Source organism: Novosphingobium sp. 63-713 (assembly GCF_001898925.1).
Taxonomy (GTDB): domain Bacteria; phylum Pseudomonadota; class Alphaproteobacteria; order Sphingomonadales; family Sphingomonadaceae; genus Novosphingobium.
On record NZ_MKVS01000008.1, the window covers coordinates 1 to 25,052 of the forward strand.

Annotated in this window: 22 protein-coding genes, 1 tRNA gene and 2 pseudogenes; 11 read left to right on the top strand and 14 right to left on the bottom strand. The window is 61.8% G+C overall.

All coding sequences use genetic code 11. The annotated features are described in order from the left end of the window. Together BGP00_RS05205 and BGP00_RS05210 are read left to right on the top strand one after the other, a co-directional pair. Positions 1–131, top strand: a pseudogene (locus tag BGP00_RS05205) (electron transfer flavoprotein subunit alpha/FixB family protein); the annotation flags it as partial. A 34-nt stretch (positions 132–165) separates the two neighbouring features. Further along, the gene (locus BGP00_RS05210) at positions 166–1,035 is read left to right on the top strand and encodes a 3-hydroxyacyl-CoA dehydrogenase NAD-binding domain-containing protein (protein ID WP_292694005.1); all 870 of its coding nucleotides are present in this window, start codon (positions 166–168) and stop codon (positions 1,033–1,035) included. Positions 1,036–1,256: 221 nt separating this feature from the next. On the opposite strand, the pseudogene BGP00_RS05215 reads toward BGP00_RS05210, so the two are convergent. The 10 genes and pseudogenes from BGP00_RS05215 to BGP00_RS05260 all read right to left on the bottom strand — a co-directional run bounded on the left by BGP00_RS05215 (position 1,257) and on the right by BGP00_RS05260 (position 10,837). After that, positions 1,257–2,146, bottom strand: a pseudogene (locus tag BGP00_RS05215) (IS30 family transposase). 164 nt (positions 2,147–2,310) lie between these two features. Further along, the gene (locus tag BGP00_RS05220; RefSeq protein ID WP_168604686.1) at positions 2,311–2,496 is read right to left on the bottom strand and encodes a hypothetical protein; all 186 of its coding nucleotides are present in this window, start codon (positions 2,494–2,496) and stop codon (positions 2,311–2,313) included. Continuing rightward, complete coding sequence (locus tag BGP00_RS05225) at positions 2,493–3,272, bottom strand: MBL fold metallo-hydrolase (protein WP_292694008.1); 780 nt, start codon at positions 3,270–3,272, stop codon at positions 2,493–2,495. Before BGP00_RS05225 ends, BGP00_RS05220 begins: the two co-directional genes overlap by 4 nt. Continuing rightward, entirely contained in the window at positions 3,269–4,042 is a 774-nt protein-coding gene (locus BGP00_RS05230; RefSeq protein WP_292694010.1) for a TatD family hydrolase, read from the bottom strand. Before BGP00_RS05230 ends, BGP00_RS05225 begins: the two co-directional genes overlap by 4 nt. Next, positions 4,042–5,586, bottom strand: a complete 1,545-nt coding sequence (metG, locus tag BGP00_RS05235; protein WP_292694011.1) for a methionine--tRNA ligase — start codon at positions 5,584–5,586, stop codon at positions 4,042–4,044. The genes BGP00_RS05230 and metG overlap by 1 nt, the downstream gene beginning before the upstream one ends. A 101-nt stretch (positions 5,587–5,687) precedes the next feature. Then, a complete protein-coding gene (locus BGP00_RS05240) occupies positions 5,688–6,638 on the bottom strand; it encodes an AAA family ATPase (protein WP_292694013.1) in 951 nt (316 codons plus the stop codon). Next, positions 6,635–7,276 carry a dTMP kinase gene (gene tmk, locus BGP00_RS05245; RefSeq protein ID WP_292694015.1) on the bottom strand — a complete coding sequence of 214 codons (642 nt, stop codon included), beginning with the start codon at positions 7,274–7,276 and terminating at the stop codon, positions 6,635–6,637. Before tmk ends, BGP00_RS05240 begins: the two co-directional genes overlap by 4 nt. Further along, positions 7,276–8,526 carry a D-alanyl-D-alanine carboxypeptidase family protein gene (locus BGP00_RS05250; RefSeq protein WP_292694017.1) on the bottom strand — a complete coding sequence of 417 codons (1,251 nt, stop codon included), beginning with the start codon at positions 8,524–8,526 and terminating at the stop codon, positions 7,276–7,278. Before BGP00_RS05250 ends, tmk begins: the two co-directional genes overlap by 1 nt. 84 nt (positions 8,527–8,610) lie before the next feature. Beyond that, a complete protein-coding gene (locus BGP00_RS05255; RefSeq protein ID WP_292694019.1) occupies positions 8,611–9,867 on the bottom strand; it encodes an SPOR domain-containing protein in 1,257 nt (418 codons plus the stop codon). Then, complete coding sequence (locus tag BGP00_RS05260) at positions 9,851–10,837, bottom strand: lytic transglycosylase domain-containing protein (protein WP_292694089.1); 987 nt, start codon at positions 10,835–10,837, stop codon at positions 9,851–9,853. The genes BGP00_RS05255 and BGP00_RS05260 overlap by 17 nt, the downstream gene beginning before the upstream one ends. Before the next feature lie 160 nt (positions 10,838–10,997). Here BGP00_RS05260 and BGP00_RS05265 point away from each other — a divergent pair. The 5 genes from BGP00_RS05265 to BGP00_RS05280 all read left to right on the top strand — a co-directional run bounded on the left by BGP00_RS05265 (position 10,998) and on the right by BGP00_RS05280 (position 14,183). Next, positions 10,998–11,087 (top strand) — tRNA-Ser (locus tag BGP00_RS05265). Positions 11,088–11,297: 210 nt separating this feature from the next. Then, complete coding sequence (locus tag BGP00_RS25370; RefSeq protein WP_366522356.1) at positions 11,298–11,537, top strand: recombinase family protein; 240 nt, start codon at positions 11,298–11,300, stop codon at positions 11,535–11,537. A 217-nt stretch (positions 11,538–11,754) separates the two neighbouring features. After that, positions 11,755–12,768 carry an aldo/keto reductase gene (locus BGP00_RS05270; RefSeq protein WP_292694021.1) on the top strand — a complete coding sequence of 338 codons (1,014 nt, stop codon included), beginning with the start codon at positions 11,755–11,757 and terminating at the stop codon, positions 12,766–12,768. A 126-nt stretch (positions 12,769–12,894) separates the two neighbouring features. Further along, positions 12,895–13,740 carry a VOC family protein gene (locus BGP00_RS05275; protein ID WP_292694022.1) on the top strand — a complete coding sequence of 282 codons (846 nt, stop codon included), beginning with the start codon at positions 12,895–12,897 and terminating at the stop codon, positions 13,738–13,740. 53 nt (positions 13,741–13,793) lie between these two features. Continuing rightward, on the top strand, positions 13,794–14,183 hold the full coding sequence (locus tag BGP00_RS05280) for a putative quinol monooxygenase (RefSeq protein WP_292925717.1): 390 nt from the start codon (positions 13,794–13,796) through the stop codon (positions 14,181–14,183). 50 nt (positions 14,184–14,233) lie between these two features. Here BGP00_RS05280 and BGP00_RS05285 read toward each other — a convergent pair whose 3' ends face one another. After that, positions 14,234–15,139 carry a LysR family transcriptional regulator gene (locus tag BGP00_RS05285; protein WP_292694028.1) on the bottom strand — a complete coding sequence of 302 codons (906 nt, stop codon included), beginning with the start codon at positions 15,137–15,139 and terminating at the stop codon, positions 14,234–14,236. A gap of 291 nt (positions 15,140–15,430) precedes the next feature. Here BGP00_RS05285 and BGP00_RS05290 point away from each other — a divergent pair, with 291 nt between their 5' ends. Next, complete coding sequence (locus BGP00_RS05290) at positions 15,431–16,690, top strand: MFS transporter (RefSeq protein WP_292694031.1); 1,260 nt, start codon at positions 15,431–15,433, stop codon at positions 16,688–16,690. Between the two features lie 40 nt (positions 16,691–16,730). Next, the gene (locus BGP00_RS05295; RefSeq protein ID WP_292694034.1) at positions 16,731–17,144 is read left to right on the top strand and encodes an SRPBCC family protein; all 414 of its coding nucleotides are present in this window, start codon (positions 16,731–16,733) and stop codon (positions 17,142–17,144) included. Positions 17,145–17,417: 273 nt separating this feature from the next. Here BGP00_RS05295 and BGP00_RS05300 read toward each other — a convergent pair whose 3' ends face one another. Then, entirely contained in the window at positions 17,418–18,323 is a 906-nt protein-coding gene (locus BGP00_RS05300; RefSeq protein WP_292694036.1) for an AraC family transcriptional regulator, read from the bottom strand. Positions 18,324–18,422: 99 nt separating this feature from the next. Between BGP00_RS05300 and BGP00_RS05305 the strand changes: the two genes are divergently transcribed. Both BGP00_RS05305 and BGP00_RS05310 read left to right on the top strand, forming a co-directional pair. Continuing rightward, complete coding sequence (locus BGP00_RS05305) at positions 18,423–19,172, top strand: SDR family oxidoreductase (protein ID WP_292694039.1); 750 nt, start codon at positions 18,423–18,425, stop codon at positions 19,170–19,172. Between the two features lie 251 nt (positions 19,173–19,423). Continuing rightward, complete coding sequence (locus BGP00_RS05310) at positions 19,424–21,658, top strand: EAL domain-containing protein (RefSeq protein WP_292694042.1); 2,235 nt, start codon at positions 19,424–19,426, stop codon at positions 21,656–21,658. 1,247 nt (positions 21,659–22,905) lie between these two features. Here BGP00_RS05310 and BGP00_RS05315 read toward each other — a convergent pair. Both BGP00_RS05315 and BGP00_RS05320 read right to left on the bottom strand, forming a co-directional pair. Further along, the gene (locus BGP00_RS05315; RefSeq protein WP_292694091.1) at positions 22,906–24,270 is read right to left on the bottom strand and encodes an ATP-binding protein; all 1,365 of its coding nucleotides are present in this window, start codon (positions 24,268–24,270) and stop codon (positions 22,906–22,908) included. Between the two features lie 5 nt (positions 24,271–24,275). After that, positions 24,276–24,998 carry a response regulator gene (locus BGP00_RS05320; RefSeq protein ID WP_292694044.1) on the bottom strand — a complete coding sequence of 241 codons (723 nt, stop codon included), beginning with the start codon at positions 24,996–24,998 and terminating at the stop codon, positions 24,276–24,278. Positions 24,999–25,052: the final 54 nt, after the last annotated feature.

The following is a 25,052-nucleotide window of genomic DNA, read 5'->3' on the forward strand; positions in this document are numbered from 1 at the left end:
CGGGGATGAAGGACAGCAAGACCATCATCGCCATCAACAAGGACGAGGACGCGCCGATCTTCCAGGTGGCCGACATCGGGCTGGTCGCGGATCTGTTCCAGGCCGTGCCTGAACTGACGGGGAAGATCTAAGGCTGTCGCCTGAGGGATTTGAAAGGCAGAAATCATGAAAATCGTTGGTGTAATCGGCGCGGGCCAGATGGGCGTGGGCATTGCCCAGACTGCCGCGCAAACCGGACATAGCGTGCGGCTCTCGGACATCAGCCTGGAGCTGGCTGAAAAGGGCAAGGCGGGCATCGGCAAGTCGCTTGCACGGCTGGTTGCCAAGGAAAAGTTGAGCGAGGATCAGGCGCAAGCCATCCTTGCGGCGATCACGCCTGTGGGCGAACTGGCCGCCATGGCCGAGGCCGATATCATCATTGAGGCCGCGACCGAGCGCGAGGAAATCAAACTCAAGATTTTCGAGAGTACGGCAAGTATCCTTGCCCCTTCCGCGATTCTGGCGACCAACACCAGCTCGCTCTCGATCACTCGAATGTCGCGTTCCGCGCCGGACCAGAGCCGCTTTATCGGCATGCATTTTTTCAATCCGGTCCCCGTTATGCCTTTGGTGGAGGTGATCCCCGGTCTTGCGACCAGCGATGATGTCACCGCCCGCACCAAGGCTTTTGGCGAAAAGCTGGGCAAGACGGTGGTGCTGGCGCAGGATGATCCTGGCTTTGTCGTCAATCGCATCTTTGTGCCTTTTATCAATGAGGCTATTTTCGTGCTGGGCAATGGCACGGGCAGTATTGTCGATATCGACGCCGGTGTGAAATTAGGGCTGGCGCATCCGATGGGGCCGCTGGAACTGGCTGATTTCATCGGGTTGGACACGCTTTACGAAATCATGATGGTCTATCTGCGGACTACGGGCGACAGCAAGTATCGGCCCGCGCCCTTGCTTCAGAAATATGCCGAGGCAGGCTGGTTCGGTCGCAAGAGCGGGCGTGGTTTCTATGATTATTCAGGCGAAAAGCCCACGCCCACGCGCTGATTTCATCCGATCCGTCATCGGGGATCTTGAATGCCGATCCTGATTGACAAGAAGACCAGGGTTATCACGCAGGAGATGCCCGGCAAGAGCGGTTGCAAGAAGCCGATGGCTGGCTTCATCGCTGGTCGTGTGATTTCCATTTGAAGCGCGAAAGTCGAGGGATTGGTTATCAGATCGCCGTGGGTGGGGCTCGTCCCACCCACGGCGATCCTACGTTATGCCTACAAGCAGGCGACAATCTGCTCTTTGAAAACTGCGGCCGGAGTTCTGAAGCCGAGGCATTTTCGGGGTATATTGTTCAGTCGATGGGTGAGTGCTGCCAAATCGGCATCGAATATCCGGTTGATGTCCGTGTCGGGTGGGAGGAAGCGACGGATCCTGCCGTTGCTGTTCTCGACACTGCCCTTTCGCCAAGGCGCTGACGGCCGACAGAAATAGGCTGTCATGCCCAACTTACACTCCAGAGTGGAAAAAGCGGCAAATTCTGTCCCCCGGTCGAAGGTAATGCTCCGACGGAGTGGTTGGGGAAGGGGCCGAAGATACTGCTCGATGCCCTCCATAAAACCACTGGAATATCGACTGGGGTTCCGAGCCAGTAGAAGGTAGCGACTGCATCGCTCGACCAGTAAGGTTAGGTTCGATTTCCCGAAATCCTTTTTGAAAGCAATGAGATCACCTTCCCAATGTCCGAACTGGACGCGATCTGCGATGATCGCAGGGTGCTGTTCGATGGTATTTCTGAGCGGAATATTCAGACCACGAGGCTTGCGCGCATACCGTCGACGGCGCACCTTGCGTTGCCTGGGCAAATAGTGCCAGAGGCCGAGCCTTCTGCCTTCGGGACCATGTATGAATTGGTAGATCGTCTCATGGCAGACCTTGGTCAGGTCATCATGCGCGAAACGGAAATGTCTCATAATCTGTTCTGGTGACCAGCCTTGCGATGCGCCACACGGCTATAATAGCCACGGTACCAAGGATCTTCACCATACAGGAAATTGCGGCTGATTTCTCGATAGATCGTCGATGGATGACGGCCCAGTTCATGCGCAATTCGGCCAACAGGTACCCGTGCATCGCGGCGTTGCATGATCGTGTTTCGCTCGGCCATACATCGTGCATCCTTTCGAGTGGGGCATAAAATGCCCGGAAATCCTCAAAATTCGCACTTCCAATTAGAATCCACCTCGCCCATAGAGGTTTTAGCATAATGGTAATTATGTAAAAAGAGATTCGTGGATCTCTCCGCGCATGGGGCTCTGACCCTGCACGCTCCTACATTCCAAACTGCGCCGCCAGCAAAGCAATCAGCCCAAAAGCCACCAGCCACAACAGCGCCATGCCCAGCTTGCGACCCGCGCCCAGCCGATAGCTCGACAGATTGCGCCAAGCCAGCATCAGCATCAAAGCCACCGCGATCAGCGCGACAATCTGGTCCATGCTGATCGCGGCCGGGTTCATGCCGTGATGATCATCCCGTCAAAGCCGACATCGGCATGGGCCGGTATTTCACGGCTCAGCGTGGCGTAATCCATGCTCTTGTCCAGATGGATCAACGCGACCTTCTTGGCCTTGGTCAGGTTGGCCAGTTCCAGCGCCATGGTCAGATTAGCGTGGGTCGGATGCGCCTCGCGCCGCAGACAGTCGGTGATCAGCACATCCGATCCGTAGAACAGCGAGACCATCTCATCGGTAATTTCGCTGAAGTCTGTGGCGTAACTGATTGTCTTGCCGTCACAATCAAAGCGAAACCCGGTGCTCTTGGCCGGACCATGCGGCATCACCGTCCAACCGATGCCGATCCCGGCGCACATCCGCAACTGGTTCAGCGTTTCGAGCTGGACAATCGTATGATAGCCAAATTGTCCTGCAAAAACATAGCCAAAGCGCTGACGCAGTCGCCGCACGGTTTCATCCACGCCATAGCCGGGGATCGGACCTCCACGACCATAGCGCAAAGGGCGCAGATCATCGATGCCATGGGCATGGTCAGCATGATCGTGAGTCCAGAAAACAGCGTCTATCTTATGGATATTATTGGCGATAAATTGCTGGCGCAGATCGGTGGACGTGTCCACCAGCAGACGCGTTCCGGCATCGTTTTCGATGATGATCGAGGCGCGCGTGCGGCGGTTGCGCGGCTCTTCGGGATCGCAATCGCCCCAATCCAGCCCGAATTCGCCGCCGATGCGCGGAACGCCCGTCGAGGTGCCGCTGCCCAGAATGATCGCCTTCATGCCGCTTTTCCAAACAGCTTGCGGAAATTCGCCGTAGTTTGCGCGGCCAGTTCCTCAACGCCAACGCCCCGCAGGCCCGCCACAAAGCGCGCGGTGTCGGCGGTATAGGCAGGCTCGCAAGTCTTGCCCCGATGCGGCACCGGCGCCAGGAAAGGCGAATCCGTTTCCACCAAAAGGTGATCCGCCGGAACTTCCGCCGCAAATGCCTGCAACTCGCGCGCGTTCTTGAAGGTCACAATGCCTGAAAGCGAGATGGTCAGCCCAAGTTCCACCATCCGCGCCCCAAATCCAGCCGAGGCAGTGAAGCAATGGATCAGCGCCGGAAAGGTCCCCTCTCCCATCTCTTCCTCGATGATGCGCGTGGTGTCCTCCTCGGCATCGCGGGTGTGAATGACCAGCGGCAGACCCGTTTCGCGCGACACGCGAATATGGGTGCGGAATAGGGCCTGCTGTACCGCGCGGTCGGAATGGTCGTAATAATAATCGAGGCCCGTTTCCCCGATCCCGATCACCTTGGGATGGAGCGTCGCCTCCAGCAAGGCCCCCTCGCCCAGATCGGCATGTTCATCGGCCTCATGCGGATGGATGCCCACCGTGGCCCAGACATCGGGGTTGCGATCCGCCGTGGCGATCACCGCGTCCCATTCGCTTTGCCGGGTCGAGATGTTGAGGAAACCGCCGATCCCGGCCGCGCGAGCGCGGGCCAGAACCTCGTCCTGATCCTCGACCAACCCCTTGTAATTGAGGTGACAATGCGAATCGATCAGCATCAGTCCTCCGCAGGCAGTTCGAGACGGGGGAATACGCCGACCGGCTGCGACAGGGTGAATTGCCCCGCCAGCGCCGAGAGCCAATCGGTGTCGAGCGCATCATAATCGCGCGCTTCAACGCCCATCTGGTCGAGCAGACGGTCAATTGCCGTCGGCACCACCGGCCGCACCGCCAGCGCCAGATCGCGCACGCAGCGCAGCAGTGTCATTAACACCGCCTCCATCCGCGCCGGATCGGTTTTGCGCAGGGTCCATGGCGCCTGTTCATCGACATAAGCGTTGCAGGCGAAAACAGCGCGCATCCAGCCATCAAGGCCTGCGCTGAAATCATAATCGGCAAAGGCCTTGCGCATTTCGGCAATGCCGGCGGCAACCGCATCATGCAGCGCCACATCGGCCTCGGCCACCGCACAATCGGCCTTCAAAACCCCGCCCATATTCTTGAAAATCATAGACAAGGTGCGCTGCGCCAGATTGCCGAAACTGTTGGCCAGCTCCGCGTTGCACCGCGTGACAATCGCCTCGGCGCTGTACGAACCGTCATTGCCAAAGCTGACCTCGCGCAGGAGGAAATAGCGCAGGCTGTCGACCCCGAACCGTTCGGCCAGTTCGAGCGGATCAACCACATTGCCCAGCGACTTCGACATCTTCTCGCCGCGGTGCAGCAGGAAACCATGGCCGAACACCTGCTTGGGCAGGGCCAGATCCGCGCTCATTAGGAAGGCGGGCCAATAGACGGTGTGGAAGCGGACAATGTCCTTGCCGATCAGGTGGATATCGGCGGGCCACCATTTTTCCATCTCCGGCGTCTTTTCCGGATAGCCCAGACCCGTCAGATAATTAGTGAGCGCATCCACCCACACATACATCACATGCCCCGGCGAACCCGGCACCGGCACGCCCCAGTCAAACGAGGTCCGGCTGATCGAGAGATCGCGCAGGCCGCCCTCGACAAAGCGGATCACTTCGTTGCGGCGGCTTTCGGGCTGGATGAATTCGGGATGGTCGCGATAGAGCGCCAACAGCTTATCGCCATAGGCCAAGAGGCGGAAGAACCAGCTTTCCTCCACCGTCCATTCCACCGGCGTACCCTGAGGCGAGAGCTTAACGCCATCCTCGCCCGCGACCAGTTCGCTTTCGTCATAGAAAGCCTCGTCACGCACCGAATACCAGCCCTCATAGCGGTCGAGGTACAGGTCGCCCTTGGCCTCCATCGCCTGCCAGATTGCCTGGCTGGCGCGGTAATGCGCCTCGTCAGTGGTGCGCTGAAACTTGTCATAGCTGATGTTCAGCGTGTCGCACATCGCCTGAAAATGGGCCGACATTTCATCGCAGAGCGCGCGGGGCGTGATGCCCAACTCGCGCGCCTTCTGCGCCATTTTCAGCCCATGTTCGTCCGTGCCCGTCTGAAACCGCACATCGCGGCCGGAGGCGCGCTGAAAGCGGGCGATGACATCGGCGGCAATCGCCTCATAGGCATGGCCGATATGCGGCTTGCCATTGGGATAGGCGATGGCGGTGGTGATATAGAATGGTTCGGCCATGAGCCTGCGGCACCTGCAATAAAAGAGATTTGCGCCTCTCTAGGCAAGCATCCGCCCGCTGCAAACCGCTTTTTTGCCTATCTCCGATTTACGGTGTCCGATTATCGCCCGGATGCGGAGGCCAGCAAGGCCCCCATCTCCATCGCCAGCATGGGCGGCTCATAATTGAAGATCGGCGCTTCGGCCCCCAGCCGCACCAGCGCGGCATGGGCCTCGATCATCCGGGCCTGCCGCTCAGGACTTGCCGCGCGCAGATTATCGGCCAGCACCGCACGCGCCAGTTCGAACGCCGCCTGCACCCGCGCCCTGCTGGGCCGCGCCCCCATCACCGTGGCCAGAGCGCCCCGCAGCGCCAGATCGGGATCGCCTTCGACCGCCAGCCTTTGCATCAGCGCATGGACCGGGGCCAGATCCTCCTCGACAAATTCCAGCGCGACGCCGGGCGAACCCTGCGCCGCCGCAATCGCCGCCGCCCGCGTCGCCGCATCGGTATGGGGCGCGGCCCGGCTCAGCACCAGATCGACCTGCCCATCCTCCAGCGGCGCAAAGCGCAGGATGCGGCAACGCGAGCGGATCGTGGGCAGCAAACGCCCGATGCGATGCGCCACCAGCAGGAAATAGGTTCCCGCCGGCGGTTCCTCCAGGGATTTCAGGAGCGCATTAACCGCGTTCTTTTCCAGATCATCGGCCGTGTCCAGAATGACCACGCGTCGATTGCCCAGCGTGGGCCTTGTGTTCAGCCGGTGCTGCATCCGGCGGATCTCGTCGATGGGGATCGAGCGCTTGCGATTATAATCCTCGCCCGCCTCGCGCTTTTTCTCGTCTTCCTTTGTGGCGGGCGGATATTCGGGGATCAGAATGTCGGGATGCGCCTCAACCGGAGGCTGGGCCACGCCGGGCTGCGCCACCAGTTCGGCCGCCGCGATCCGGGCAAAGCTGCCCTTGCCCACGCCCTGCGGCCCGGCCAGAATCCACGCATGATGCATCCGCGCGCTGCCCAGCGCCGCATGCCATTCGCGCCAGGGCGCATCATGGCCCAGCAGGCGCGTCACAACAGCGGGCCAATCGCCGACATCACGGCGTCATGCACGACATAGACATCCTCGGCCCCGTCGATATGGACGAAACGCTCAGGCTCGGCCTCGGCAAAGCGTTCGAAGGCCGAACTGACGCGGGCGTGATATTCCGCCGCGCGCCCGCCGATCCGGTCCGAGCCATCCGCGTCGCGCGCCGCCAGCCTGGCCGATGACACATCAACCGGCACTTCGAACAGCAGGGTCAGGTCGGGCAACAGCCCTTCACTGCCGATCCGGTGAAGGGTGAGTACATCCTCGTCCGACAATCCGCTGCCGCCGCCCTGATAGGCGCGGCTGGAATCGATGAAACGGTCGCAGATCACCCATGCCCCGCGTTCCAGCGCCGGACGGATCAATCGCTCGACATGATCGGCCCGCGCGGCAGCGAACAGCAAAGCCTCGGCCCGCGCCCCCCATCCCTCGCCTTCGATGTTCAGCAGCAGCGCGCGGATGGCCTCGGCGCCCGCCGTGCCGCCCGGCTCGCGCGTCAGCACCACCTCATAACCGCCCGCCCGCAAGGCTTCGGCCAGCAACTTGCTCTGGGTCGACTTGCCAACGCCCTCGCCCCCTTCGAGCGCGATGAAGCGCCCCGGTGCCCTGACCTGTTCCTCCATCAGGAAATCAACCTTGAAAAACCAAACTTTACCCGATCCATGACCACGCCTTTTTCGACCTCCTGCGCTGCCGTCAATGGCAAACGCACAGGCGCGGCTCCCCCAAGCCGCACTTCCAGTTCGGCCACCGGCGTTCCCTTGGCAATGGGCGCCACCAGCGGTCCGTTATAAATCACCCGCAAATTGGCCGGAGCCGAGGCCCCGGCAGGCATGGTGGCAAACATATCGCGCGGCGCAACCAGATCGACCGAGCCGACCTTGCCCCCCTGCACCTGCGCGCTTGCCAGCTTGGTCCCGGCGGCCACCAGCGGCTTGTCCTCCCATGCGGAAAAGCCCCATTCCAGCAAGGCTTTGGCCGCCGCCGTGCGTTCGCGCGGGGTCGGCACGCCCGCCAGCACCATCAGCAGGCGCCGCCCGTCGCGCTGGGCCGAGCCGAGGAAATTGTAATGCGCTTCACCGGTAAAGCCGGTCTTGATCCCGTCCGCGCCGGGCACCACGCCCAGCGTGGGGTCATGGTTAGGCTGGGTTATGCCGTTCCATGTCATGCCGGACCGGCCCACAAAACGGCGGTAATAATCGGGATAGCGAGTCAGCATCGCGCTGGCCAGTTTCACCAGATCATTGGCTGAGACATAGGTGTTGCCCTTGTCCATCCAGCCGTTGGGCGTGCCGAAATGGCTGTGCGTCATGCCAAGGCTGCGGGCGGTAGCATTCATCTTCTCGACCCAGCCCGCCACGCTGCCCCCGGCCCCTTCGGCCAGAACCACCGCGCCGTCATTGGCCGAAACATTCATGATGCCCATCAACAGATCATGCACCGTCGGCTTGCTGCCCTCGGACAGGAACATGCGGCTGCCCTTGGAGTGCCATTCGCGCCACGCCTCGCGGCTGACGGTAAAGGTCTGATCCTCGCGCAATTCGCCCTTGGCCAGCATTTCGAAGGCAACAAAGGCGGTCATGGTCTTCGTTACCGAGGCAGGCAGGAAAGGCGTGTCGGCATTATGCGCATAAAGCGTGCGCCCCGAGCCCAGATCATAAAGCAAAGCCACCGGCGCCGCCCCCACCTCGGGCGGCGGCAAGGGATCGTCAGCCCGCGCGGCCAGCGCCACATTGGCCGCATTCGATGTGGGCGCAGGCAGAGGCGGGGCCAGCGGCACAACCACCTGACCCGAATTCACCCCGCCATGCGCAGCCAGCGCCGCCAGCCCCGCGACCGAAACCGTAACGCCCGCAATCAGCAGCTTTTTCATTCGAGAAATTTTCAAACCCGTTCCCGCAACCTGTCCGGTCCCCCTCCGTTTTGGATGGAGGCCGCCAGACGCGGGGAACGACCTTTAATCCCCGCGCTGGATTCGCGCTTCGGTATAACCAGCAGCCTTGGCTTTAGCCAGCGCGGCTTCGGCGGCCGAGCGCGAAGGGTAAGCGGTTGAGCGCACACGCCAGAGCGCGCCGCCGCCCACGATCTGCGCCCCTGCGGCGCGGGCCAGCGACTGGGCGCGGCTTTTGTCCGAAAAAGCGCCATATTGCACCACGAAACCGCCCGCAGCCGGGGCGGGCGCGGCGCTGACACGCGCCTCCAGAGCGATGGGGGCGGCAAGCTTTGCCTTGGCGGTCGGTTTGGCAATCGCGACGGGTTTTGCGACGGCGAGCGGCTTGGTCACGGGCTTGGCCGGAACAAAGCTCTGCGCCGGTTGCCCCGGCGGGGCATAGGGCAGTTCAGTGGGCGTCTTCACCGGCGCAAGCGCGGTAAAACGCGGCGTGGCGTAGGATGCACCCGTAACCGGCGGCGCAATGGGCTGGCGCGGCGTGGGGGCCACGGGCATGGGCGTGATGGCTGCCTTTACCGGCTTTGCCGCCACCGGGGCCGCTGTTGCCAGTTTCGACGCGGGCTTGGCGGCGGGGGTATCGTCGTCGTCGTCATGGGCCGCGCCCACCAGCACGCTGGTCGCCAGCGAGGCGCCCGCGTGATTGGCATTGGGATCGGTGGCCAGACGGCGTTGCAGCACCGCCAGCAAGGGCTTGGGCGTGGCCATCCGCTCGGGCGCATTCATCCCGGCGCGCAGCAGGGCACGCTCATTTTCCAGTGGATTGACCCGGCGCACGCGCACCGGCGCCTGACCGTCAGCGCTCGCCCCCAGTTGGGACAGCGCGGCGGGCGAGAGTTCGATCGTATGATTGCTGTCCATCGGCCCGCGCCTTTCGACCCGCACCAAAATCGTGCGGCCATTGGTCAGCGACGTCACCTCGACATAGGAAGGCAGCGGCAGCGTGTGATGCGCCGCCGAAACGCCGGTCGATGGCCCGCCCACGGAAGCATAGCCCACCGCGTCATAATTCATCGCATTGGCGGGCGAAAATACCGTGTCGCCCACCTTATAGGGCTCACCCAGCACCACCGGATAATCGGCCGCCGGACCCGAAACCGCGCGCGGCGTGTCGGGCGTGGCGGGCGCGGGGGGCAATTTGCCGCCGCCCGAAACGAAGGGGATCTTCAGCCCTGCCATGGCGGGCATTCCAGCCCCCAGCGCGGCCCCCGAAGCGGCCAATCCCAGCATCAGGCGCGCTACTCGACGTTCAACGGGCAATCTCATTGGCCAGCAATCCCACACTCAAGGCGTAATAGTTCGAGCAGTTATAATCGAGGATAACCCGATAATTACCGGTTAAGAGGAAAGCAGGTTTTCCTGCGCCATCCGGCTCGATCAGCGTAGTGAGTTCAGAATCCCTGATATTTCCCTCCGCATTGACCCCTAATGCGCGCCATTCGGCCACGGTTTTCCATTGGCTCATGCGCGCATGGACGCGCGGACAAACTGGCGAATCGAGTCGCGAGGCGACACCGGCCCGGTTAAAACCGTCCGGCACAGATGCCGGCACACCCCATGGCACCCCCGGCTTCCACCCGGCATCGCGGAAATAGGCGCCGATCGAGGAAAGCGTGTCGACCCGGCTGGTCCAGATGTCGGCAAAACCGTCGCCATCGCCATCCTGCGCGATCCGCAGATAGACTGAGGGCAGGAATTGCGGGTTGCCAAAGGCCCCTGCCCAACTGCCTTTGAGGCGATCCTTCGGAACGCCGCGATCCACCATTTTGAGCAGCGCGATGAATTCGGCGGCAAACAATTCGCGCCGCCGCCCTTCATAGGCCAGCGTGGCCAGCGAACCGGCCAGATCGAACCCGCCCTTGGCCGCGCCATAGTCGGTTTCCGCGCCCCAGATCGCCAGCAGGATCGGCAAAGGCACACCATAGCGCGCCTCGATCCGCCCGGCATCGCCCGCCACATTGCCGTAAACCGCCCGCCCCCGCGCGATACGCGAGGCATCGACATGTTTGATCCGATAGGGCGCATAGGCGGGCGGCGTGGTGGTCGTGCTGGCGCCGGGCTGGCTGCGGTCAAGCTGGATCACGCGGGCATTATAGGTCAGCCCGGTGGTCATCGCCTGAATGGTCGCCTCGCTGACCCCCTCGCCCCGCGCCCGCGCCGCCAGCAACTGCATATAAGCGTCAAATCCGGCCGGACTGGCGTCCTCCTGCGCCCACAGGCGGGAGGGCGGCATCATCGTGGCCGCCATCCCCAAAGCCAGAGAAAACAAGGCAGTCATGCAGCGGTGGCGCGTGGGGCGGATCGTCATGCGGTCGCTTATGGCACAGGCATCCGCGCAAAAAAACCCGCCAGCCCTTGCGCTTGGCCGGGAATCGGGGCTATGCGCCGCAACGCAAGGACAGGTGGCCGAGTGGTTTAAGGCAGCGGTCTTGAAAACCGCCGTGGGTGGAAGCTCACCGTGGGTTCGAATCCCACCCTGTCCGCCAAGACCACTACTAACGCCTTGATTGGCTTAGAAATGGCGATATTCCAAGGCTTTCAGAATCGCTCAGGTCCAAATGAGCGATCCAAATGGCACTTAGAATGGCAAAGCTTTATCGCACTCAATCGGGCCGCTGGGCCTCCCGCAAGGTGATCCCCAAGGACGTAAGAGCCGCCTATGGGCAGGGCGAGGCCACGCTGCCAAGGTCGGGCCGATGGTGCAGACCCTGCGCGCCGCTGGGTGGTCCTATGCGACCATCGCTGAGCGCCTGACCGCTGATCGTGTGGAGGCACCGAGGGGCGGCGCATGGACGCCCACGGGGGTTAAGCGGGTGATGGAGCGGACGCTCAGCGCGAAAGGAAGCGCGGATGCGCAGGAACTGAGGCGTTGGCAAGATCAGCCGCAACCTCACCCTGCAACTGTTCCGCCGTCTCTGGACGGGGCTTGCATTTAACAGCCCAAGCGCGCGCCGGATGAACCACATCCCAGCGCGTGACCATTCCGGCTCGCTACCGGCCTCACAACCTCGCTATCTCAAGTTCCATAGCAATCTGTGAACGCGCTTCCAAAGTGCTGCGATCTCGGCCCGGCTACTCGTCATCGCGCCAAGGACATATTCCTTTCTTCAACGCCGAACATGGGGTTCGGAACGGAAATGAAAGGTTAGAACCATGGCACTCAAGGATATTCTGCCCGGGCAACTCGGCTTTGGCGCGGCGCCGCTGGGCAATATGTTTCGCGATATTCCCGAAGACGAAGCGCTGGCAACGGTTGAGGCTGCGTGGAATGACGGCATCCGTTATTATGACAATGCGCCCTTTTATGGCGCGGGTCTGGCCGAGATCCGCATGGGCGCGGCCCTTGCCGAGAAACCGCGCGATGAGTTCGTGATCAGCACCAAGGTCGGCCGCATCATTCTCGATGAAGTCGAGGACGTCAGCGCCCGTGACCTAGGCGAGAAGGGCGATGTCTTTAAATATGGCCGCCCGAACAAGATCGTTAACGATTATTCCGAAGAGGCCACCTACCGCTCGATCGAGGACAGCCTCAAGCGCCTGAAGACCGATCACATCGACATCGCCTGGGTCCATGACATCGCGCAGGATTTCTATGGCGATGAATGGTTAGCCATGTTCGAACAGGCGCGGCGCGGCGCGTTCAAGGCGCTCGACCGGATGCGCGACGAAGGTGTGATCAAGGCCTGGGGTCTTGGCGTCAACCGGGTCGAACCTATCGAACTGCTGCTCGATCTCGACGGGCCGCGCCCTGACGGCTTCCTGTTGGCCGGTCGATACACCCTGCTCGACCATGATCGTTCGCTTCAGCGCGTCATGCCGAAAGTGGCCGAGCGCGGGTTGGGCATCGTGGTGGGGGGTCCTTACAGTTCCGGGGCGCTCGTGGGTGGGCCGAATTTTGAATATGCGCCTGCCACGCCTGCGATTCTCAACAAGGTGGCGCGCATCAAGGCGATTGCCGACAGCCATCGCATCACCATGAAGGCCGCGGGCCTGCAGTTTGCGCTGGCCAATCCCGCCGTCGCCGCAGTGATCCCGGGCGCGAGCCGCCCCGGCCGCATCGCCGAGGACAGCGCCGCGCTTGCCGAGATCGTGCCCGCCGACTTCTGGCGCGCGCTGCGCAGCGAAGGCCTCGTCAACCCGGCGGCTCCGCTCCCCATCGCGGACTGACGCGGCCCCCTCCCCCGGCTGCATCCCCAAAAAATCCCAGCACACCCCGGTCGAGGTTGCGCCTCGGCCGGAGGGTCCCCCGCGCGCTGTTGATACGCGCGCCGTTCAGGAAGGAAGGAAATCATCATGTCCGAAGCCAAGACAATCCATGAAACCGCCCTTGACCGCCGCAATATGCTCCGCGCCTCGGGTGCGGCGCTGGTGGCTGGAACGGGTCTTGCGGCGCCTGCACCCGCGCAATCGATCGATCGCCTGTCGCCCGCAGCGCGCAATATGGCCCCGCTCGGCGCGCGGCTGCAAGGCGTGCAGCATTTCGGGCTGACCGTCCAGAACATGGAGCGCGCCTACGAATTCTACACAGAGGTGCTCGGCGGCACCGAGGTGTTCCGCCACGGCGATTTTCAGGGCGATTCGGTCCAAAATACGCTGCTGGCCGATCAGGAAATCCGCGCCAACGAGCTCCACGTCAGCCCCGCCGCCATCGGCGTGCCGAACCTGCGTGAAGGCGATCAGCGGCTCGACGTGCGCTTTATCCAGTTCGACAATGTGGTGATCGAACTGCTGCAATATCGCAATGCCGATGAACCGCTGGGCGGCCCCAACAGCTTTGCCCCGCCGCTGGAGAACATGAGCCCGGCCTTCCCGCGCATGATGCACATTTGCTTTTACGTGCGCGACGATGTGGACTTCAACAAGTTCATCACCGACCTCGAAGCCGAGTCCGCCCGGCGCGGCATGACGCAGGTGCGCGCCAATCGCACCATCCGTCTGCACAGCGAAGCCGAGCGCCGCGCCGCGCCTCAAAGCACGAACACCAACAAGGTAACCGTCGCGCCATCGGACGGCTGGGAGCTGATCTACTGCAAAGGCCCGGAAGGCGAGCAGCTTGAATTTGTGAAGGCGCTCGGCCCGGTGAAGCAGCGCTTCGCCAATGCCCTTGCCACGCATCAACGCAAGCGGGCGGGACTGTAATCGCCGCCGACCAGGAGGAATTGATCATGCATAATGTTTTCAAAACGCTGAGATTGGCCGCCCTGATGCTGACGACCGCTCCCGCTCTGGCCCATGCACAGCCGCTCTTGCCACCCAAATCCGGCATCCAATACGCGCAAATCCCGCAAGGAGCCTGGTCCATCATCGCCGAGGTTCGCGCCAAACCGGGCAAGGAAACGCAGTTGCGCGAAGCGACGCTGCCGCTTGTGGCTCTGGTGCGCAGCGACCCTAAGAACCTTGTCTATTTCCTTCAGGAGGACCGTGCCGAGCCGGGCCACTTCATCTTCTACGAGGTCTTCGCATCGCGCGAGGATTTCGAGGCGCACAATGCCATGCCCTATGTTCAGGCATGGTTCGCCAGACTGCCCGACCTTGCGCAAGGCGGCGTAAAGGTCATGCGCATGGAAGTATTGGGCCACTAATCACCCTGAACAGGCGTGGCCGGTTCGTCATTGCGGCGGATCGGCCACGCCTATTTTTGCTCCAGAAACGCCTGCATGCGCGGCACCGTGAAGTCCAAGAACGCACGGACCCGTGCGGGCAGAAACTGCGATCCCTTGAACAGGGCGTGGATATCATCCGCCTCGCCCAGATCGCTGTCGACCAGCAGTTCGACCAGTTCCCCGCGCGCAATCGGTTCGCGCAGGTGATAGTCGGCAAGCCTGATGATGCCGACACCCGCCAGCGCCATACGGCGCAACGTCTCACCATTGTTGGCCAACAGCGAACCGCTGAGCATCCGCTCGACAATGCGCCCGCCCTCCCGCATCGGCCATACCGGCATCGCGCGGCGGAAATTGAAGCCCAGACAGTTGTGATGGACCAAGTCCTCCGGACTGCGCGGGGTGCCATGGCGGGCAAGATAGGCGGGCGATGCGACGATTCGGCGGCGCGTTTCGCCGATCTTGCGGGCCATCAGATTGGAATCCGCCAGTTTGCCGACGCGGATCGCTATGTCGGTGCGCTCCATATAGAGATCCGCGACCTCATCCGACAGCGACAGATCGACGACGACCCTGGGATAGGCTTCGAAGAAGGCGGGCAGGATCGGCTCCAGCGCAGCGGTGCCAAAGGTCACCGATGAGGTGACGCGCACGATCCCCTCGGCCACTGCGCCGCCCTGCGCGATCTGCTGCTCGGTCTCGTCCAACTGCCCCAGCAAGGCCTGGCTGCGCTCATAGTAGAACTGCCCCTCGCCGGTCAGCGCCAGACGCCGCGTGGAGCGTTCGATCAGCCGCACGCCGAGCCTCGCCTCCAGCCTCGCGATGAGCTTGGACACGGTGGAGGGCGTCATCAGCATCAGCCGCGCCGCCTCGGAAAAGCTGCCCGCCTCGACGACCCGAACAAACACCATCATCTCGCCGGCACGATTATCCATGCAACACCTGTGATCTCATTTCCCCCAAGCGGTTCATGTCTAATGCAAACGGGCACTCTTGTCGCCCGATCTGTGAACCTGACTATCAAATCCCTTGAAAAGCCGCTGTCTAATCAAGTGCCCCGCGATGTGCGATCTCCATTGGCGAAGGATTGCCGGACCGCTCGAATTCACCGGCAATCACCACGGTTCAAGACGAAAAGGAACGCGACAATGGCGGCGGAGCGGAAGGTTACACCGACTTCCCGACATTGGCCGACTGAAACCAGCCCAAAATCGCAGGAGAACATTATGAACACGTCAGCATCGCTGGCGACGGGAGAGCAGTGCCTGCAAGGCGCACACCCGGTCGCTCTCACAATCGAAAACCGCGATGAAAGCGCCGGGCGCGGCGGCACCACGACACTTCTGGCGCTGGCCTTGGGCAGTTTCGTAATCGGCACATCGGAATTCGCCAGCATGGGGATCATCCAGCTCTTTGCCCGGGATCTGGGCCTGAGCACCCCCCTAGCCACCAGCGCCATTACCGCCTATGCCTTCGGTGTGGTGATCGGCGCGCCGCTGGTCACGCTCGCGGCGGCGCGGCTCAATCGGCGTAAGCTGTTGTTGTGGCTGATGGCGCTGTTCCTTGTCGGCAATCTGGCTTCCGCCGTGGCCGACAGTTTTGGCAGTTTGATCGCCGCCCGCTTCATCAGCGGCTTGCCCCAGGGCGCCTACTTTGGAGCCGGGGCGGTCGTGGCCGCCCATGTCACAGGGCCGGGCCGTGCGGGCCGCGCTTTCGCCATTGTAATGACTGGCCTGACGGTCGCCACGATTGTCGGCTCTCCTCTTGCCACTTTCTTGGGGCAAACGCTGGGCTGGCGTGAGACCTATGGTGCTGTTGCCCTCCTCGCCGGCCTAGCCTTCGCCGCGATCGGGCGCTGGGTGCCGGACACGACGGCCCTTGATGGCGTGCCTGTGGTTCAGGAGCTGTCGGCGCTACGCAAGCCTGCGATCTGGGGCGTGATGCTGGTCGCCGCAGTCGGCGTGGGCAGCATATTCGCGGTCTATACATTTATCGGTCCTGTCGTCACCGACGCTGCGCGCCTGCCCGCCTCCGTCATTCCGCTGGCTCTGGGTGTTTTCGGCATCGGCATGACGGTCGGCAATCTGCTTGGCGGCAGGATCGCAGACCGCCACCCGGCACGCGGGATAGCCTTGGGCTATGGCAGCGCGCTGGCAGTGATGGCTGTTCTTGCCACCTATGGCGCCAATCCCCTCCTGCTCTTCCCCGGCCTGTTCGGTATCGGCGCGGCCATGATGATGGCGATCCCGACAATTCAGGTGCGCCTGACGCGTTTCGCGCCCGAAGCCCCCAGCCTTGCGGGCGCTATGAACCTCGCGGCGCTCAACGCTGCCAATGCTTTGGGTGCCTGGACCGGGGGCCTGAGCATCGGCGCCCGCTTTGGCCTGTTGTCGGCAGTATGGGCCGGCTTCGGCCTCACGCTCGTCGGCCTCATCCTGTTCGGCCTCACCCTTGTGAGCCAGCGCCCTGCCGCCCGGGTCATCTGACCTCCCATCCTCCAGAACCAACGTTGAAAGGAAACTTATCATGGCAAAAGCATACGCAAGCATCGATATCGCCCGCAGCGCGGCCGAAGTCTGGCAACTCATCGGCGGTTTCAACGCGCTCCCCGATTGGCTTCCCTACATTCCTTCATCACAGCTTGAGGAAGGCGGCCGTGTTCGCCGGATCCGCAATCTTGATGGCGAGGAAATTGTGGAACGCCTCATGGCGTTCGACGAAGAGGCCCGCAGCTACAGCTATCACATCCTGAAGGCGCCATTTCCGCAGGCGAACTATCTGGCAACCTTGCGCGTCTTGGACGTCGATGGTGGCCGCGCCGCCCGCGTCGAATGGTTCGGGCAGTTTGACCCCGTGGGCGTGACGGAAGACGAGATCGTAAGCCTGTTCAAAGGCATCTATGACGAAGGTCTGGCAGCGCTGGCGAGCAAGTTGGGGTAAACGAACCAAGCAACGGCGAACGGCGGGTTTGCCTGAAATCCGCCGTTCACAGCCGATCAGCCAAATGGCTCAAGTTGGGCGGGACCGACCGGTTCAAGGGCCGCCGAGCACTTCATCCCGAGACGCCGCGAAAGCCGACGTCCACGGGACCGATTGACCTCCCTTATAACTGATGGTCGTTCATCTCGTGCATGATGTCCATGAATGAGCGATTTTGGGACATTGCGATCCCACCCAACCGCACATAACGTGCGGGGAAACCAGCCATCCTTGCTAAACCGCACGCATTGTCCGAACATAGCGCATCGGCGGCATGCCAACGTGGCGGGCAAAAGCGGTGCTGAACGTGCTCGCCGAACCATAGCCGACCTGGGCGGCGACATGCTCGATAGCAAGTTCATGCGTGCGCAACAGCCGCTTGGCCAGCGCCATGCGCCACGCCAGCAGGTACTCCATCGGCGGCAGCCCGACAACGCGATGAAAGCGCGCACAAAAAGCCGAACGCGACATGGCCGCTTCCGCGGCGAGATCGGCAACTGTCCAGCCACGCGCAGGCCAGCCGTGCATGGCGCGCAAGGCAGAAACCAGTCGGTCATCCGACAGCCCACGCGCGACACTTGGTACTGACATGATATCGGCGCCAAAGCGCAGCGCCTCGATCAGCAACACTTCCAGCAGGCGTTCCAGCACCAATTCGCGCCCCGGCCTCGTATGGCGGGTTTCATCGCCCACCAGTTGCAGCAACAGCGCAAGCCGGGGCGCCCCACGCGCCACAATCATCGCTGGCAACAGCGACACGAGCAAAGCGGCATCAGGCGAGGAAAAGCTGCACAGTCCCACCTGCATCCGCAGATTGACCTGCTCTGCAGGCGGCCCGACCCGAAATCGTCCCTCGCCAATATCCACCGGCATCATCGCGATGCCGTGCGGCGGCGCCTCGATGCTTTCCACGATGTGATCGCTGGTTGATGGCGAAAGCACGAAGTCGCCCTGACGCACGATGATCGGCGGGCGACCCGATGACACGACCCGGCACTCCCCCTCCAGCACCGCGAAAAAGACCGGCTTACCTTCGATGTCGCGGCGAATACGCCACCGCCCGCCATATTCGACGAGCTTGGAATAGCTGGCCGAGGGCTGGAGCAGGGTCACGATCTCGGCAAGCGGGTCAACGGACATAACAGGACTATCGCCAATGAATTCGAGACAGCTGACCATAGCTGATCCTGCAAGCCATGGCCACATTGAGATGACCGTTCACACTTGCGGAGTAATCTCATGCCCACCATTCTCATCACCGGCTGTTCCTCGGGCTTTGGCCTCGAAACCGCCAGGCACTTCCTGGCGAAAGGCTGGAACGTCGTTGCCACGATGCGCCAACCCACGGTCGACATCCTGCCCGCGTCCGATCGGCTTACCATCCTGCCGCTCGATGTCACCGATCCTGCAAGCATCGCAAAAGCGCTGGCGCAGGCGGGCGATATCGATGTGTTGGTCAACAATGCGGGCTTCGGCGCTGCTGTGCCGATCGAGTTGATCGAGCCCGATACCGCGCGCCAACTGTTCGAGACCAACACCTTGGGCACGCTGGCGATGGTGCAGGCGATTTTGCCCCTATTTCGCGAGCGCCGCAGCGGCACCATCATTAATGTCACATCAACGGTCACACTCAAACCGCTTCCTCTGGTCAGCGTCTACCGCGCGAGCAAGGCAGCCGTGAACGCGCTTACCGAAAGCCTGGCGATTGAAATGCAGCCGTTTGGTGTGCGCGTGCATATCGTCCTGCCCGGACGCTCGCCCGAGACGAGCTTCGGCAACAACGCCCTGCCGCACCTGCGCGGGCTCGATAATCCCGATTACAAGCCGATGATCGAAGGTATGATCGCCAACTTCCGCGAGGAGAGCGGCCCGGTTACCCATGCGAGTGACGTGGCCGAGGCGGTGTGGCAGGCCGCCACTGATCCGGGCGCGCCGCTCAAGATCGCGGCCGGGGATGATGCGGTGCAGTGGATGAACGAGGCAGGATAAGCACCATCGAACCATGAGCAAGGCTGTTCCGGCCATGAACAGTCTTTGCCAGGCAGGCGTGCGGTCTCTTACCCGCGCGCCTGCATCTTTGGCCCATTACGGGCAGTTTCCGTATTCCCAATAATCAAGGTCGAAGGGCGATGTTTGACACAAAGTAAAGCGTGTGTTGGCCCGGAGCAGCTGTATCTTCAAGTATGCATTCCAGTGGGAGGATTTACCCCACTTTAAACTATTTCGAGCAGTTTCCTCCAATGGCAAATTTCTACGCCGCGCTAGGGAAGGTGTACCGCGTGGCGTTGCGTGTCTCGCGAGCGGGCAGCACGTCTAACGCAGCATTGCTGACCGTACTGATATGTCTTTCCGTCTTGACCTCTGTGCTCATTGTCAATTTCCTCGTCTGGAATGCAGACGAGCATGCCGATCAGCTGTCGGCCGTCTCGATTTCCGGGGCAATTGATCGCGAACGTTCGCGTATCAGCAATGAAACGTACATCAATGCACATTGGAATGATGCCTTCGCTCATGCTTACGGTTCCTTGGACGATCCATGGATCATGTCGCAATGGGGAACGCCCATAGCCTTGAGTTATGTAATTGACGCAAAAGGACGAACGTTGTTCGCGCATCTTCCATCCGGAAGGAAGTCCCCTCTTGCTGACTTGATCGGGCCAAGCACGCTGAAAACTTTACTTGCCCGTGTCCCTGCAAGCGAGACAGCAGTAAGGCAACGCGGCGACGCAGTGGTGCTGCTCGGAAAGGCCGGCACGACGCCGGCTTTGATAGCGTTTTCGCCGATCGTCCGGGAAAATGGCCCGGCAACACTCGACAAGTCCTCCTATCGCATTTTTGTCGATATACGCTTGCTTGATGACAAACTGCTCGAAGAATGGGGGAAAGGCTTTGGTTTGCGGCATCTTCGGTGGTCCCGGGACAGCGCTCCCTCCGAGGACGAAGCCTCAACCGGGGTACGCGATTGGTCGGGTGCGCTGATCGGCACAATTGCCTGGAAACGCCTTGCTCCCGGTTCTTTGGCAGTTCGCGAATTGCTGCCGGTAATCTGCTTGTGTATCGTATCGTTTCTGGCGGTCGCCGCCGTTATCGCGCGCCGTGTTCAAAGTCTTAGTCGAGAGCTGACGGTTCAATCCCACAGCGCCATCGAAGCAGGTCGGCAGGAGCGGGAGGCACGCCTGCTTGCCGACAGCGACGAACTCACAGGGCTGTACAACCGGCGGCGTTTCTATGCCGATTTGGAAAGTGCGGTCATCCCGGCAAACCTCAACGCCATGACGGTGGGATGGATTGATCTCGACCGCTTCAAACCGATCAATGATACGTTCGGCCACCTGGTTGGAGACCGGGTGCTCGTGGAAGTCGCCCGTCTGCTTCGCGACACGGCCGGCCCCATCGCCACGCTCTATCGCGTGGGCGGGGACGAGTTCGCGATGATCGTATGGCTTGATGGAAAAGCCGCACTGCAGCTTGCGGAAAAGATATGCGCGGTTGTGGCTGCTCCGATGCGAATTTGCGACCGACAGGTGAGCTTGGGTGTGTCAATCGGGCTTGGTGCATTTGTCGATCCCGAACTCACTCCGGTCGATCTTGCCAAGCGTGCCGACCACGCGCTCTACCATGCAAAGCGGGAGAAGTCCGGACAAGCCGTTCAATTCAACCTGGAACTGGAACGTCAACTGCTGGACGATCACGTCATTGAGGGGGAACTGCATACGAGTGAATTCGAAACCGAATTGTATTTTGATGTGCAGCCAATCGTTTCGGTGAAATCAGGCGCGGTGGTGGGCGGCGAGCTCTTGGCGCGCTGGACGAGTACGCGACTGGGGGTGGTCGAGGCCCAGCGCTTTGTCAAAATAGCGGAACGCAGCACCCTTATCCATGTGATCACGCGAAACGCCATGCGTCGCGCGCTGGAACTGCTGGAAGTTCTGCCGCCTGGCAAAACGCTCTCCGTCAACGTATCTGCCTGCGATCTGCATTCTGCTGATACGGTGGATGTGATTCTCGACATGGTCCGCAATTCGCCTGCTGATCCATGCCGCCTCTGTATCGAGGTGACTGAGACGGCGGTGATGCGAAACCTTGACGCTGCCATTGATGCACTCCGCCGATTTCGCGCGATTGGCATGCAGGTGGCGCTGGACGATTTTGGTACTGGCTACTCCAGCCTTAGCAATCTTCATCGCCTGCCGCTCGACAAGGTGAAGATCGATCGCAGCTTCGCCCTTAATTTAGACAACAGTTACAGCGTGTCGATCATCGACGCAGTCGTCAACCTTTGCCATTCGCTCGGACTGGTTTGTATTGTCGAGGGGGTTGAGACCGCTTCACAGGCCATCAAGTTGCAAAACATCGGCTGTGACCTGATGCAGGGCTATCTCTTCAGCTATCCGCTGAATTCAAAAGTGTTTGTCGCATTTGCCTCACGTTGGTTTGCACTGAGAGATGAGGACCGCCCGCGCATTGCCGGCTGATCCGGGATGCCCGCGAATCCCTCCTGATTGCCTTTGCGATGGCCTTATCGGAAGCGGCTAACGGCCGGATTTTGGGCCATGCTGACGTTCAGCAAGATGCACCGGAGCGATTTCAGCTGGTCGCGAGCTTCCAGCTGTTGTCAGCTCTGTCGTCCTGAGGCGCCCCCTAGCGGACATCCGGCAGATAGTGCAGCTTGCTACAATAGATAACGATCAAGAAAGCGAGCCCATTGTGCAACTGCGACTTGCATTAACGCTGACCCTTGCAACACTCGGTGTTGCAAAGGCACAATCTGGGCCACTCGACCGTCCTGACCCCAAAGTATTTGCACGTGCAAAAGATCAAGAGCGTGCACGACTGATGATGAAGCCATGCGCGAAGGCGGACATTGGACGTGGGTGCTACCGCTACGATGGCCATGCATTTCGGGAAGAGCCATGCAGTTACCAGATCGACGCGCAGACAAGGGGATCGTTGCCGACAGACCAGTGCTATAAGATGGAGACACAGCAGCGATATCGGGGCGTGTGGGTGGATGTGTTTGAGGGGCAAAGGTTCATACCGGAAGGCACCAGCCCTCCCGAATGGCCGCGCACCGGTCTTAAATCCTCGGAATGGAAAGAGAAGGCCGAGCAGGCCCGGCTTGCGACGATTTGGATGAACGCAAATCGAGTCCACTTTGACGGACTGACCCGTCGAAACGGAGCAAGATGGATCATCGAGTTTATAGGCCGGAAGACAATGTATCCGGGCTCCTATGGTCACTTCGGAATGTCTGGCCAGGAGATAATCGTAGATCGCGTGATCTCTCTGTGGGAATGTCCCAGGACTGGCATTTGCGGGTGAAAGTGGAACGCCAGCTTCTCACCATATTCAGACGACAAACGCCGTCCGCGGGATTTTACGCGTTCATAGCGGGAGGGGCTTCCTGCAAGATGACCGGGACCTGCCTGTTATACAGCTTCATTGCCTTTCTGATGATGCTGCTCCCCGCTCAGGCTGGTACGTTCGCCTGGATGCGTACAAGTCAGCGCCGCAGAAGCCTTTTAAGCTGAGTCTGCTCCCCCGCGCCAATCCGACATCGAACTAGCGGAGGGCGCTCTGCGAACGCGGCCTTCGCCCTATGGCTGCTGGTCGTGCGGCCTGCGACGTAGCCGCCTTTCGTAGCCGCTGCAACGTAGATCGGGTTCGGATAAGAGTGGATATTGGGGGCTTTACCGCATCATATTCCCGAACGCCCCCAACCTCACATGGAAGCCTCCGACATGGGCGGCAGCATCCAAATGCTCACCACGAAGCCCCCATCGACGCGGTTGGCGAACAAAATCTTGCCTTCTTGCGCTGCGACCAGCGCCCGGACGATCGCAAGCCCAAGCCCCGCACCCGCGCCGGCGCTGCGGTCTCGTGAAGGATCGATCCGGCCAAACGGCTCGCCCAATGCGCCCAGCCTGTCGTCGGGAACACCGGGGCCATCATCCTTAACATCGATCCGCCAGCGACCGTCATCTTCACAAAGCGTCAGAACGACCTGCGTCCCATGCCGCAGGGCATTGTCGACCAGATTGGACAATATCCGGCGGATCGCGAGCGGGGCCGCGACCACAGGCGCCTGCTCGACCGCGAGCGACAGCGAGACCGTGTCGCCCATCTCCTGTCGTATCTCGACCATGCGACGAAGTTCGGCGGCGAGATCGAGGCGTCGCCTGCTTTCGTCCACCCTGGCCTCGGCGCGCGCCAGGAGCAGCGTATCGTCCAGCAGCGCCGCCATCTCGTCGAGGTCACGGGCCGCCCGCTCGCGCTGCTCTGCATCGTCGATGAACTCGGCGCGCAGGCGGATGCGCGTGATGTAGGTGCGCATGTCGTGCGCGATTGCGGCCAGAACGCGGGTGCGTTCGGCGATCAGTTCGGCGATACGGCCCTTCATCTCGTTATAGGCCTGGGCGAGATCACGCAGCTCGGGCGATCCGGCGACTACAAGATCGGGAGAAGCCGGCTCGCCGCGATAGGTTCGGATGTCGCGGGCGAGGCGGACGATCGGACGGGTGGTGGCGCGCACTGCAAAGGCGAGCGCCACCAGCGCGGCAATGCCGCCCAGACCCAGCAGGGTTGCGCGTCGGCGCAGTACGACGAGGACCGATTCGGACGGCTGGCTTTCAATGGACAACATGGTGGGACTGTCGCCCGACAACGCGACATGCACGGCCAATGGGTCGGCAATCCACCCCGGCCATGGGTTGAGGCGGGCGAGCCTCGGGAATCGTGCGACGCGGCCCGTCACGGAAAGACGACGCCCTGGCATCCCGCTGCTGTAGATGCGGCCGATGCTCATTCCTTGGGCGCTTTCGACCGATGGAGGGAGAGAGCCTGACTCAACGCGGACGTGATAGAGAGCGCCATCGAACGCGATGACTTCGGCGGCTCGCCGCTCGGGCGGCATCGCCTCGATCAGATCGACTGTGGCGCGCATCTGTCCAACACTGGGCAGGCCGGCGGCGCCAGAGCGCGGCGCGCGGCTGGCCTCGCTGGTCAGCGCGAACATCGCGAGCTGCAGCAGGACGAAGCTGCCGACCAGGATGACGGTGATCCGGAAAGCAAGCGTACCCCGCTGCATGGCGTTCAATTCTCCTCGACATGGGCGGCAAGGCAATAGCCCCCGCCGCGCACCGTCTTGATCAGTCCGTCACCCGCCGGATGGGTTTCGAGCTTACGGCGCAGCTTGCCCACCTGAACGTCGATCGCGCGGTCGAAGGGTTGGGCGTCGCGCCCTCGTGTCCAGTCGAGCAACTGATCCCGTGAGAGCACACGCCGCGGGTGACGAACGAAGGCTGCGAGCAGGTCGAACTCGCCGCCGGTCAGCTCGACATCGGCACCGGCAGGGTCCGCCAAGCTCCGCCGGCTCATATCCATGACAAAGCCCCTGAAGCGCCAGCGCTCCTCCGGGACCGATGCAGGCGCCACACGATGCCGATCGCGTGTGCGCCGCAGGACCGCCCGGACGCGCGCGACCAGCTCGCGCGGGTTGAACGGCTTAGGGAGATAGTCGTCGGCGCCGATCTCCAGGCCGACGATGCGGTCGATATCATCGCCGCGCGCGGTGACCATCAGCACCGGTATCTCGCCTTCAGCGCTCAGCCTGCGGCAGATGGAAAGGCCATCTTCGCCCGGCAGCATGACGTCGAGCACGGCAAGATCGATGCGCCGGCGCGCCCGCAGGCGGTCGAAGGCGTCCCCAGTCGGGCAGAGTTCGGCCTCAAACCCTTCGCGGCGCAACAGGCCGGCAACGAGCGGACCAATCTCGGGATCATCTTCCACGACGGCAATGACGGTCTGGCTGTCCATGCTCGCCATCATGCTTGCCCGCAGGCGCGAGGGAAAGCAGCGATCGGCCCCGCT